This window comes from Peteryoungia rhizophila, assembly GCF_004912145.1.
In the GTDB taxonomy this organism is placed as follows: domain Bacteria; phylum Pseudomonadota; class Alphaproteobacteria; order Rhizobiales; family Rhizobiaceae; genus Allorhizobium; species Allorhizobium rhizophilum.
In genome coordinates this window covers 462,353-474,014 of record NZ_STGT01000004.1, presented here as the reverse complement: position 1 = coordinate 474,014, position 11,662 = coordinate 462,353, and the positions used below count along the sequence as shown (strand labels likewise).

Genomic DNA, 11,662 nt, shown 5'->3' with positions numbered 1-11,662 from the left:
GGCCGAACGGGCGACGCCACGACCGCCGTGAAATGTATGCAGCATCGGAACTACTTGTGCCCGGATTAATGTCTCTATCGAGCCCGACCCGCGCACGAAACTGCGCCAAGGGTCGAGGCACTTATCCAACCGAGCCGACCGAAGCGCTCCACATGACAGTTCCTCAAAACGCTTGACAGCAACTCATACTGTCGTGCCGCATCTACCGGATCCAGAACGTAATGTTTCCGTTTGCCGCTTGCTGGGCGTTCACAACATGTGCAACGTTCACACCTGCGAGTGCCAGCTTATCCGCCAATCCGCTATTTGATCTTATAGCGCGCTGGATCAACGCAATGTCCCTTTCTCGAAGAGATTTCGCTGACGGATTCTGATTATCCCGATCCGTGTTGTAGTGGCGCACATTCTGCACATTGAAGCCTCCGTTGAAGGTCGCGATCGTTCCCGCCAATTCCGTGGGCCAGTTCATCGAAATTGACGCTTGTGCTTGCATCTCGCCTACGAGCGGCGAGAGAAGAACGATGGTGCTAATCATACGTGTAAGAAAGAGACGCATATTTTTCTCCTCGAGAGCTTTGATGAGCCTGGCTTTCCGGTGCGCATGCTGCGCTGCCGAAACCGCTCGACCCTGTGTGGTCAACGCGCAGGCTGGTAAAGGTGCGGGTTGTCTCTTGAGCCAACAGGCGGTGGGTGGGAGTGCGCCTAGCTGTCGCGCCTGATAGCCGCCAGTTACTCAGAAAAAGGCATTGAAAGCTGTTCAAAGCACGCGCTGGTGACACCTTGGGAGCCGTGCAGATTTTTTAACCCGGAGGTTGAGCGCGGCGACATCAGGATGAGGCTTCGGGATCGAACAAAGAGGTTCGGGCGGAAGTTGGCTTTGAGGAGGCTTGGGCCAGAACGAAAGATCAGGTTGTATCTGGTTAAACGGAGGAATGTTGGCGGACGCGACTGCGCCGGTGGCGAGTGTCAGCGTCACTGCGAAAATGATGGAGCGCATCTTGTTTCCTTTCCGGGACAAATGTGGTGAGCTTCGCAGTGCAGGGATGAGGCCGGCGGGCGGGGAGGTGCTGCCGCCGGCCTTTTTTTGCTAGGTTCAGAAGTATGAGCTTAAGAAGCGTTGGAGACGGTGCGGTTGACCAGGGTCACAGACTTGTCCTGGTTCACCTTGTAAATTTCGCGAACATCGCGGCCGTCGCCATTCGGAAATGTATGGAAGAAGGTCGAACCAGCTGGTGCCTTCTCGAGCATGGCATTCGGATTATCGTAGGTGATGGAGCCCGGGATCGGCTGAAGCGCCGCAAAGGCAGCAGAACCGAACGTGACTGTGATCAGGGCGGCGGAAAGGGTGGAGAGGATGACGTTCATTTTAAGAGTCCTTCTAGTTTTGTGATGCCGAAGTTGGCAAGTTGATCGCGCTGTAACGTTCAAGAGGAAAACCCTTGAAGGGTGCTAATCCGCGTCTCTGGGGGGTGACCGCGTGGTTGATCAGCCAGTTCAGGATGTCATCGGCACCCGTTGATCGCTACTGAACCTGTGTCTACCCGCGACGCACATTGGTTCGGGAACGCTATGCAAAAGGCAGTGACGAATGAACGATGGTATGGCTTTGGAGTGAGTGAGGTCATTCCTGCATGTTTGATGTGCAGTTAAAGTGACAAAGCATGCACGATGCTGCCCGCAATCAGGAATGGCTGTTCAAAGTAGGATTTCAACTAGGAATAGTAAAGGTGTATCTCGTGGTCAGTGCTCGGGGCGACTGGTGCAAAACTTTAGTCGAACTTCAGCTTCACATTTGCTAATTTCAGGCGAAGAGACTTGCGTTGGCCGTGGCTGTGCGCTTTCTTCAGGTAAACGTTGCGTCGGGTGACCGATGCTGCTGGTTAAGAGCGGGGAGCTGGTCTCAGATGCATCCGACGAGTCGATGCTGCCAGTTGGCTCCTACGTTGTACCCGTGTGGGTGAGTGTGAATCTGTATCGTATTGTCCGATACTGAGCGACTGCAGTAACGGTGCCAATTAGCAGGGGAAGACGAAGGCCGATAGATCGTGGAAGTCGAGCTAGAATTCGGTCCTTTTGTATTAAGACCGTCAAGACGAACACTTCTGAAAGAAGGTAGCGCGGTAGCCTTGGGCAGTCGGGCACTGGACATTTTGACGTGCCTCGTTTCCAATCCTGGGACGCTTTTGACCAATGCTGAAATTATCAGGTACGCGTGGCCTGATACCTTCGTCGACGAAACAAACCTGCGAGTCCATATTTCTGCCATCCGCCGTGCCTTAGGTGATGCAAAGCGAGAGTCTGTTTACATCACCAACGTGCCGGGTCGCGGCTATACGTTTGTTGCGCAGGTCGTGACGCATGCCACCTCATCACTTGATGACGGTGCGCAAAGATCTGCACATAGCTTGAACACGGACCGCAGAATGGCTGACGCCAAGCTCTTTGGCCGTGCTCAAGTCATCGACTCGCTGACCACGAAGCTATCCGACGCTCGGCTACTCACCATCGTTGGGCCGGGCGGCATCGGCAAGTCAACGGTGGCGCGAGCTTTGCTGCGACGGGTTGCTGCGGAAGTAGTCTGGGTGGATCTTGCCGAACTGAGCTCGGGTGAAATTATATCTACTGAGGTGGCTACTAAGCTCGACATTCTCTCAAAAACTGACGACATCGATGGAGATATTGCCAGGGAGCTCGAAGGGCGCGATATCGTCATTGTTCTGGATAGCTGTGAGCATGTAGTAGATGAGGCCGCATTGTTTGTGGAGTCTCTCCTTTATCTTACTTCAACGCCCCGCGTATTGGCTACAAGTCGGGAGCCCCTGCGGGCGCAAGGCGAATGGGTCCACCGCCTCGGATCACTAGATCTTCCCGAACTTCAAGCCGACGTGGCACGTGCGATGGAATCGCCAGCGGTGCAGCTGTTCGTTGAACGTGCTTCAGCCTGTAGAGGAGGATACGAGCTGGATGGTGAGGATGTTCACCACGTGGTTGAGCTGTGCCAACAACTCGACGGCATCGCGCTTGCTATAGAACTGGCAGCAGCGCGTATGGATAGTATGTCGGCCAAAGCACTTTCTGCGTCTCTGAAGGAGAGTTGCCGGGTATTGAGCCGCGGGAGACGGACGGCTCTCCCGCGTCATCAGACTTTGAGAGCTACCTTAGACTGGAGCTACTTTGTCCTTACTGCAGAGGAGCAAAGCGCTCTGCAAAAGCTGTCAATTTTCAGAGGCTGGTTTACAGGCGATGCTGCCTTGTCTGTCTTAGCGGCTCCGGATGACGTTGTAGAAAGCTTGGTCCAGAAGTCTCTAGTCGTGGCTGAACCGCTATCCGAGCTGACCCGGTACAGGCTCTTGGACACCACCAGGATATATGCAGCGGAAAAGCTCCAGGAAAGCGGACTACATCATGAAGCGATAGCCCGGCTCGCCGCATATCTTTCCAGCCTGTTCGAGCTCAACGAACAGCAGCTTTATTCGACGTCCACCGACGACTGGGCAGAGGATTTCGGGCAGCATGTGCCAAGCTTGAGGCTGGCGCTGGAGTGGGCTTTTGGCGGTGAGGGCGATCCATCGATCGGGGTCCGACTCACAGTCGCGGCACTGCCTCTGTTCTTTCGTCTATCCATGCTCGACGAGTGCTTCCGATCAGTCACCGAGGCGATAGCTCGCGTTGAAGCAGACCCCGAAGCTGATGAGCGTCGCAAGATGAAGCTTTACACCGCGCTGGGATGGCCGCAGATGCACTCTGCCGACTCTCCGCGCAAAGGAGTTGACGCCTGGAGCGAGGTGTTGAAAATCGCAGAGAAGCTCGGCGATATCGACTATCAGCTCCGAGCGATCTGGGCGATCTGGGTGGACGCGATCAACAGGGCGGAACCGCAACTGGGTCTCCATTTCGCACACCGCTTTTCCAGCGTGGCAGCCGCTTCCAGTGATCCTTTTGACAAGGTGGTGGCGAAACGCCTTCTAGGCGCAACGTTGCACTGGCTTGGCCAGCACGAGCAGTCACGTGACCTCTTGCAAGAAATGATAATGGAGTATGACCGCCTACCGTCGCCGCAGACGACCCGGTTCCAATTCGATCAGCGGATCACCGCGAGGATTATACTTGCACGTGATTTATGGATGCTGGGGGATGCTGACCGAGCCTTGGAAGAAGTTCAGTCCAGTGTGGAGCAAGCGGTGTCAATTGGGCATGAGCTTTCGCTCACCAATGTACTTGCGGAAGCTGCGTGTCCTCTCGCACTTCTCGAAGAAAAGATTGATCTCGCGAAATACTATATTGCCCTCCTAAAGGAACATACCAAGGCGCTTTCGCTAGATGTTTGGAATTCATACGCGACCTGCTTTGAAGCTGAAATAAAGCTCCGAGATGGATACGCCGAGGAATGCCTAAAAGACCTTTCTGTCAGCACGTCGGTGCTTGAAGGCGCGGGATTTAGTCTTTTCAGGACGTATTTTATATCAGTTAAGGCTCGCGCGCTTTGTCGCCTTAGAAGATTTTCCGAAGCAGACGAAGCTCTCGACGTCGCTCTGGCCCATTGCGAATCTTCAGGGGAAAGGTGGTGCAAGCCACACCTTTTGCGACTGAAAGGCCGATTGTACTACAACGCACAGGGGCCGGACGTTGCGTTAGCTGCAGCTGAATGGCTCGAGGCCGCCAAGATCGAAGCAAGGAAGCAGAAAGCGATCGGGTGGGAGCGAATGGTGTGTTTAGATGAAGCCCAGATTTTGAGCGGCACCGGCGACAACCCTCGATGTCAAGGGGGGGAACAAGCACGGACCGATTCAGAAGGACCGGGCGGAAGGCCGCTTCATTAGCCATATTGCATTTACACCGATTTACAAGTCCTTACTGGTTGCCAGAGGAACGAGCCCATAGCCTTGTTTTGAAGAGGCGAAGGCATGGTGGCCGTGCAAACCAGGATACTAATTGTCGTGGATGGCGGTGATTCTGTCGCCGCACCCGACAAAGAACTCGCGCGTGCGGTTGCAAGAATCTACTTCAGCATTCGGCATGCTGACCTCGAACCAGTGCTCGCCTGCGAAGGCGGAGGGTTCCCAATCGTAGCAGCAGACATGCGGCGGTTCGCAAAGGATCCAGGCATAGCGCCCTTTCTTCAAGATCCTGTCGCGCGAAGCGAGATAGCCGACACCCTGCCGATCGAGCATATAATCGTGGAAGATTTCGACGCCGCTGTATTTTTCCCAAGCGAAGGTGACCGTTTGGGAGCGGCGCTAGCTCTCAAGCAGACGTTCTTGGAAACAGGCAAGCCTATCGCGATTCTTGAGAGCTGGTCGTTGGCGAAGCTTCCTCGGAAGTTTGTCATCATCTCCAGTCCAACGTGTGATGTGACGTGGCTCGACAAGCTTCTACGATAAGGTTCGCATGGAATTACGATGATTCACTCGTACAGCGTCCGTGATTGACGTCAAAATCCTCAGGTCACCTTAGAAGCAATGGAGACCTATCATGAATAAGCTCACGCGTTCTCCTATGAAAAGAAGGGAGTTTCTTTCGGTTGCTGGCGGTGCGGCAATCGCAGGTGCGGTCCCGTCTCCCAGCAGGGCCTCAGGAAGGCACCGTTTTTTACACGGCGAGTTTGATATCACGGTTCTAAGCGACGGCTTCCTAACGCTATCAGCAGATATTCTGCTCCCAGATGCGTCGCCAGAAGTTCGTTCTCCCATTCTGACGTCACTTGGAGGGGACGATTCAGGCGCCAGAGTGCAAGCTAATGTTCCCCTCGTTCGCTACGGGAAAGACCTAATCTTGATTGATAATGGCGGCGGTGACAATTTTCAGCCAAGCACCGGTCGTCTTTTACAGAACCTTCTATCAGCTGGTTTCGACCCAGCGGCTATCACCAAAGTCATCTTCACACACGCGCATCCCGACCACTCCGGTGCGACGACTACTGCGTCAGGTGAAATTCTCTATCCAAACGCGACCTATTACGTGAGTCAAACTGAGTGGGACTTCTGGACCGACAGAGATTTTGAGAGCCGAAGGCCGCATGCCCTACACGCCTTCGCCGAAGGGGCGAAGCGCGATCTTCTAGCCGTCAAGGATCGTATTCAGCTGGTAGGGGAGGGTGACGAGGTAGTGCCAGGTATGGCCATTGTAAATACACCAGGTCACACGCCCGGGCACATTTCAGTTGAACTGCAGGGCCGTGACAACTTGTTGATTACAGGCGACGCATGCACCAACGACGTCATCTTCTTTCAAAATCCGAACTGGCATTTCGGCTTTGATACAGACCCGGAACTGGCGTTGAAGTCTCGTCGCCAACTTTTGGATCGAGCAGCGACGGAAAAACTGAAGATGCTGGGTTATCACTGGACCTACCCTGGGGTCGGATACGCTGAGCGAAAAGGCGAAGCCTACCGTTTCGTCGGAGCCTAATGGTGCTCTCCACGGCGAACGAGGGGCCTGTTTTATGCAGGTCCCTCGTTCGCTTTTTTGTATCCGCCAAGCCACGTCAATTATCACCGATTCACGAGCGTTTACTCGTGTTGTTCCGCCGAGTGAGCGAGATTGATCTCACCGACAAGATGCACTCAAGCCGAAACGGGGACGAAAATGACAGCTCAATCCATTGCTCTTTCTTCGATCACCACCACCCGGCGCGATCTGCTCCTTGGAGGTGGCGCGGCCCTCGCCGTGATCGCGCTCCCAAAACCTTCACCGGCCGCGGCTGCGGCAGCCTCAGGCAAAAAAGGAAGAACCTCGATGTCGTATATTACCACCACTGACGGAACCGAAATCTTCTACAAAGACTGGGGTCGGAAAGACGCTCAGGCCATCGTCTTCCATCATGGTTGGCCGCTTTCGGCAGATGATTGGGACAATCAGATGATGTTCTTCTTGGAGAAGGGCTTCCGCGTGATCGCCCATGACCGGCGTGGACACGGTCGGTCGAGCCAGACAGATACCGGGAACGAGATGAACACCTATGCGGCTGACGTCGCATCGCTGGTCGCAGCTCTGGACCTTAAGGGTGCCATCCATGTCGGCCACTCTACTGGCGGGGGCGAAGTCGTACGATATGTCGCTCAAGCAGAACCTGGACGCGTCTCGAAGGCTGTGATCATTGGTGCGGTTCCCCCCGTTATGGTGAAGTCTGAGAAGAATCCAGGAGGACTTCCCATTGAGGTATTCGATGGTTTTCGCGCCGCACTCGTAGCGAACCGGGCCCAATTTTTTCGCGATGTTCCCGCCGGACCCTTCTACGGGTTCAACCGAGACGGTGCGGAAGTATCGGAAGGCGTCATTCAGAACTGGTGGCGGCAAGGGATGATGGGCGGTGCCAAGGCGCACTACGACTGCATTCAAGCATTTTCCGAAACGGACTTTACCGAGGACCTCAAGAAAATTGAGGTGCCTGTTCTGGTTATGCATGGCGACGACGATCAAATCGTCCCATACGCGGCATCCGCACCTTTGTCGGCAAAGTTGCTCAAAAATGGCACTTTGAAGACGTACGCTGGCCTGCCGCATGGCATGTGCACAACGCACCCCGAGATTATCAACGCCGATCTCCTGCAGTTCTTCAGGACGTAAGCCAAAGTCGAGTGACCATTCCCGTTCTATGGAGAACTGCCATGACGAATACCATCATGCTAATCCACGGCGCCTGGCTAAACGCAAAGAGTTGGGAGAACTTCAAGACGCACTACGAGGCCAGAGGCTTTAACGTGATTGCTCCTAACTGGCCATATGACGACCGCGACCCTGAAGTGCTGCGCTCAGCGCCCGACCCGCGACTCGCAGCAGTGGGTGTCGGAGGCATCGTTGACAGTTTCGAGATCGAGATCCGGAAACTCAAAGAGCCGCCAATTTTGATAGGTCACTCTGCCGGCGCGGTCTTCGTCCAGATTCTACTCGATCGGGGTTTAGGAGCGTCCGGTGTTGCCATCAACCCAGCGCCGACAACAGGTGTTCGGCTTGGGCGTCACGCGATTGTTTCAGCCTTGCCGGTCCTGGGCTCCTGGGGAAGCTGGCGTCGCGTTATGCACATGTCACGCAAATTCTTCGCAGACCGATTTGCCAACACCTTGCCGCGGGATCTAGTCGACTATTACTACGACCGTTTCGTGGTGCCCACTGCGGGTAAGGTCTATTGGGACGGCATCCTTACCTCAGTCGGCAAGATCCATTGGGACAATCCCAACCGTGCCCCATTGCTTTTGATTGGGGGTGGTATCGATCTTATCGCTGATGCAACCATGACGAAAGCGATATATCTAAAACAAAAGCGGGCTGGGTCTGATACAGCACTCAAAATCTTCGAAGAGCGATCTCACTTCACTTGCATAGATCCTGGCTGGGAAGAGGTTGCCGATTATGCTCTGGATTGGGCCGTCCGCCATGCTCAGCCGGCTTCCTCGCAACAATCAGAAAAGTTGGTTCCAGACGCTGCTTAATCGTCGAGCGCTATGCGCTCAATCCTTCGGGAGCTAAAAGGAGATTGACATGCGTATGTCTTCCGCAATCGTCACCGGTGCTTCGTCTGGCATTGGTGCAGTATATGCCGATCGGCTGGCGGCCAGGGGATATGACCTGATTCTGGTCGCGCGGGACACGGAGCGGCTCAGTGATCGTGCCAATCGCATCGCTGACAGGTACGGTGTCGCAACCACACCTCTTCCTCTTGATTTAAGCAGGGATGGCGACATGGACACACTCCTTGGCCGTATCCGCCGCGACCAAAGCATCGATCTTATCGTCAACAGCGCAGGCGTCGGACCACATGCCACCGTCATCGCATCCGACGATGTTTCGTTAGATCGGATGGTCTTTCTGAATGTAAACGTGCTCCACACTCTTACCGTAGCCGCGGCAAAGGCCTTCGCAGCGCGGGGATCGGGAGCTATCATTAACCTTGCCTCCGTCGTTGCTCTTATGCCCGAACGCTTCAACGGAAGTTACGCCGCGGGTAAAGCTTTTGTGGTTTCACTCTCTCAAGCACTCGACGCCGAATTGCGACCGCAAGGGGTGCGAATTCAGGCCGTCCTACCAGGATTTACCAGGACTGAGATATTTGAGCGTGCAGGTGTCGACACATCCGCTATTCCAACGGAGATGATGATGGACCCGGGTGATATGGTAGATGCCGCTCTCGCAGGTTTTGACGCGGGAGAGGTTATCACCATACCCTCTCTAGAAAACGAGGCACTCTGGGCTGCGTTTGAAAGCGCACGGCTTCAAATGAGCCCCTATCTCTCACTGAACAAGCCGGCTGCCCGCTTCGCGTTGTAGTCGAACACTCAGCAACCAAAATCCACTTCAATACGATTTCATTCGCGTGTGCGCCACACGTTGAGGCTATCCCCGCGCGCCTGGCTGCGGCGGGCTCCTGAAGCAGTCGCCGCTGGTGTAGCGGTGGCCCCTAACCAAAGGACTTCAACATGAAACAGTTCGTCGCATTGGTTCTTTACTTTCTGTCACTGCCTCTGCAAGCCTTTGCAGCCGACAGCGCTTTGAGCGCTAAGACAGAGTTCGCCGACGTCGAAGGCTTGAAACTCGCCTACAGAGAAGTCGGTTCTGGTGATCCCCTTATTCTCTTCAACCGCTTGCGCGGCACAGTTGATACTTGGGATCCCGCCTTTATCGACGCTCTGGCTGAGGACTACCGCGTAATCTTGGTGGACTATCCTGGAGTCGGCTACTCCAATGGTGAGCTGCCGCCCGACATGGTCGTGTTGTCCGACATAATGGCGAACTTCGCCAAGGCCGTACAAGCTCCAAAATTCAACCTGATTGGTTGGTCATGGGGTGGAGCGTTGGGACAGGTTTTCCTGGTCCGGCACCCTGAGATGATCAACCGGGCAGTCTTAATTGGGACGAACCCGGCAGGCACAATCGAACACCAGATGCGTGATGATTGGTTCAAACTCGCGGTGAAGCCGATCAATGACCTGAAAGACGAAGAAACCCTGTTCTTTGAGCCAGCGTATCCAGAGAGCCTTGCCGCAGCGAGAGCCTCCCACGACCGGATCTATTCCCGCCCTGGTGTAGCAGACCGCATCCCGTCCACTATGGAAGAATTCAAACTTTACTTCGCGGCAGCACAAAAATTTCACGAGGATAAGGAGGGGGTTCGTAAGGCACTCACCGAGTCCAATGTTCCGATGCTCATTATCTGCGGCGACAATGACCCCGGAACACCTGCTGACAATTGGCTGCCGCTTATTCGTACATTGCCCCGTGGGCAACTCCTTATAATGCCGCGCACCGGCCATGGGCCTCAACATCAGTTTCCGCAGCTGTCCGCAGAGTACATCGACGCCTTCGTAAAGGCCGACCTGTAATGCGACTTTTTGAATCTAGTTGCACGAGTGGAGCTACAGAAAGAACTCCCTCGTGCCCTCTCGGGCTCAGATCATAGGAAGGTTCCAACGAAATGGCTAAGGTACTTGTCCTCTATTACTCAGCATATGGGCACATCGAAACAATGGCTCACGCAGTCGCAGAAGGTGCCCGATCTGCGATGGCATCGGTCGATGTTAAGCGAGTTCCAGAGTTGTACCCGGACGATTTTTGTCTGTCCCGTGGTTACAAGACCAACCAAGCCGCGCCCTTTGCATCGCCGGCGGAACTCGACCAATACGATGCTATCGTCTTTGGTTCTGGGACGCGCTTTGGGACGATGACTGCGCAAATGCGACACTTCATCGATCAGACCGGAGGCCTCTGGGCGGAAGGCAGATTGGTAGGGAAAGTCGGGTCAATTTTTACATCTTCTGCCACTCAGCACGGCGGGCAGGAAAGTACGATCTTGGGCTTTATTCCAACGCTCCTGCATCATGGGATGGTGGTCGTCGGCCTTCCCTACACGTATTCTGGCCAGTCCGGCGTGGAAGATGTCAACGGAGGTTCACCATACGGCTCCGCGACGATTGTCGGTGACGGCTCTAGGCAGCCCTCGCCCATAGAGCTCGAAGGCGCAAGATATCAAGGCGCTCATGTTGCCAAGATAGCGGCGAGGATATTCGACCGATAGTTCCCATAACAGAACATCAGGCGTGGCGGTTCGCCTCTGTCGCTCCTGCTCGAGGTCCCACCGTCGTCCAGCGCGGCACTCCCACAGCCAGTTCTCCCAGCCGTTGAGTTATGGCGAAGCTCGTCCCATGTCAGAAGCGTACTATCTGCAAGTCGAAACTGGGAGCACTTGAATACAGACATTTGTCCCGACCGAGCGCACCATCGTATGATTTCTTTCTCTACCATTGAGCATTAGACTTATAGAATAAGGATCCCTGAAGGATAAGCTCGTGGTAGAAATTTCCGTTGCTGTCGTTGATGACGATGCGTCCCTGCGCAACGCTCTCGTAAGTCTGCTACAGGCTTTCGATTACCACGCGAAGGGATTTGACAATGCTGAAAGCTTTTTGGAGTCAGCCGAGAGTGAAACAACGGATTGCCTGATCACGGATATCCAGATGTCGGGGATGAACGGGATAGAGCTCAATCGAGTTCTTAGGCAGAGGCGTGGGCCCTTTCCTGTGATAATCATGACCGCGCTTCAGGGAAAGCTCGCTTTGGATAGCGCAAGGGAGTCTCATCCGGTCTGCGTGTTGTCGAAGCCGTTTGAAAGCCATCAACTGCTTGGCTGTCTCGACCGCGTTTTTTCGAAGTTTTGAAAAGGGGCAGAGAT

At 54.6% G+C, this 11,662-nt stretch carries 11 protein-coding genes; 9 read left to right on the top strand and 2 right to left on the bottom strand.

The genetic code is table 11. The features are described from left to right. Positions 1 to 202: 202 nt before the first annotated feature. The gene (locus E9677_RS18380) at positions 203 to 556 is read right to left on the bottom strand and encodes a hypothetical protein (RefSeq protein WP_136559482.1); all 354 of its coding nucleotides are present in this window, start codon (positions 554 to 556) and stop codon (positions 203 to 205) included. A 551-nt stretch (positions 557 to 1,107) separates the two neighbouring features. After that, entirely contained in the window at positions 1,108 to 1,365 is a 258-nt protein-coding gene (locus E9677_RS18375; protein WP_235883028.1) for a hypothetical protein, read from the bottom strand. Positions 1,366 to 2,045: 680 nt separating this feature from the next. On the opposite strand from E9677_RS18375, the gene E9677_RS18370 reads away from it, so the two are divergent. The 9 genes from E9677_RS18370 to E9677_RS18330 all read left to right on the top strand — a co-directional run bounded on the left by E9677_RS18370 (position 2,046) and on the right by E9677_RS18330 (position 11,648). Continuing rightward, positions 2,046 to 4,820, top strand: a complete 2,775-nt coding sequence (locus E9677_RS18370; RefSeq protein ID WP_136559481.1) for an ATP-binding protein — start codon at positions 2,046 to 2,048, stop codon at positions 4,818 to 4,820. A gap of 84 nt (positions 4,821 to 4,904) precedes the next feature. Then, positions 4,905 to 5,381: a hypothetical protein gene (locus E9677_RS18365; RefSeq protein WP_136559480.1), complete on the top strand. Its 477-nt coding sequence runs from the start codon at positions 4,905 to 4,907 to the stop codon at positions 5,379 to 5,381. 91 nt (positions 5,382 to 5,472) lie between these two features. After that, positions 5,473 to 6,408 carry an MBL fold metallo-hydrolase gene (locus tag E9677_RS18360; RefSeq protein ID WP_136559479.1) on the top strand — a complete coding sequence of 312 codons (936 nt, stop codon included), beginning with the start codon at positions 5,473 to 5,475 and terminating at the stop codon, positions 6,406 to 6,408. Between the two features lie 327 nt (positions 6,409 to 6,735). Further along, positions 6,736 to 7,566, top strand: a complete 831-nt coding sequence (locus E9677_RS18355; RefSeq protein WP_328591180.1) for an alpha/beta fold hydrolase — start codon at positions 6,736 to 6,738, stop codon at positions 7,564 to 7,566. 41 nt (positions 7,567 to 7,607) lie between these two features. Continuing rightward, positions 7,608 to 8,429 carry an alpha/beta hydrolase gene (locus tag E9677_RS18350; RefSeq protein WP_136559477.1) on the top strand — a complete coding sequence of 274 codons (822 nt, stop codon included), beginning with the start codon at positions 7,608 to 7,610 and terminating at the stop codon, positions 8,427 to 8,429. A 49-nt stretch (positions 8,430 to 8,478) separates the two neighbouring features. Next, on the top strand, positions 8,479 to 9,264 hold the full coding sequence (locus E9677_RS18345) for an SDR family NAD(P)-dependent oxidoreductase (RefSeq protein ID WP_136559476.1): 786 nt from the start codon (positions 8,479 to 8,481) through the stop codon (positions 9,262 to 9,264). Positions 9,265 to 9,413: 149 nt separating this feature from the next. Then, positions 9,414 to 10,316: an alpha/beta fold hydrolase gene (locus E9677_RS18340; protein ID WP_136559475.1), complete on the top strand. Its 903-nt coding sequence runs from the start codon at positions 9,414 to 9,416 to the stop codon at positions 10,314 to 10,316. A 92-nt stretch (positions 10,317 to 10,408) separates the two neighbouring features. Then, positions 10,409 to 11,008 carry an NAD(P)H:quinone oxidoreductase gene (wrbA, locus tag E9677_RS18335; RefSeq protein WP_136559474.1) on the top strand — a complete coding sequence of 200 codons (600 nt, stop codon included), beginning with the start codon at positions 10,409 to 10,411 and terminating at the stop codon, positions 11,006 to 11,008. A gap of 271 nt (positions 11,009 to 11,279) precedes the next feature. Next, complete coding sequence (locus E9677_RS18330; RefSeq protein WP_168801269.1) at positions 11,280 to 11,648, top strand: response regulator transcription factor; 369 nt, start codon at positions 11,280 to 11,282, stop codon at positions 11,646 to 11,648. Positions 11,649 to 11,662 lie beyond the last annotated feature (14 nt).

Coding starts and splice junctions, on each gene's coding strand:
- E9677_RS18380 (WP_136559482.1), bottom strand. CDS start 556: ATGCGTCTCTTTCTTACACGTATGATTAGCACCATCGTTCTTCTCTCG.
- E9677_RS18375 (WP_235883028.1), bottom strand. CDS start 1,365: ATGAACGTCATCCTCTCCACCCTTTCCGCCGCCCTGATCACAGTCACG.
- E9677_RS18365 (WP_136559480.1), top strand. CDS start 4,905: ATGGTGGCCGTGCAAACCAGGATACTAATTGTCGTGGATGGCGGTGAT.
- E9677_RS18360 (WP_136559479.1), top strand. CDS start 5,473: ATGAATAAGCTCACGCGTTCTCCTATGAAAAGAAGGGAGTTTCTTTCG.
- E9677_RS18355 (WP_328591180.1), top strand. CDS start 6,736: ATGTCGTATATTACCACCACTGACGGAACCGAAATCTTCTACAAAGAC.
- E9677_RS18350 (WP_136559477.1), top strand. CDS start 7,608: ATGACGAATACCATCATGCTAATCCACGGCGCCTGGCTAAACGCAAAG.
- E9677_RS18345 (WP_136559476.1), top strand. CDS start 8,479: ATGCGTATGTCTTCCGCAATCGTCACCGGTGCTTCGTCTGGCATTGGT.
- E9677_RS18340 (WP_136559475.1), top strand. CDS start 9,414: ATGAAACAGTTCGTCGCATTGGTTCTTTACTTTCTGTCACTGCCTCTG.
- wrbA (WP_136559474.1), top strand. CDS start 10,409: ATGGCTAAGGTACTTGTCCTCTATTACTCAGCATATGGGCACATCGAA.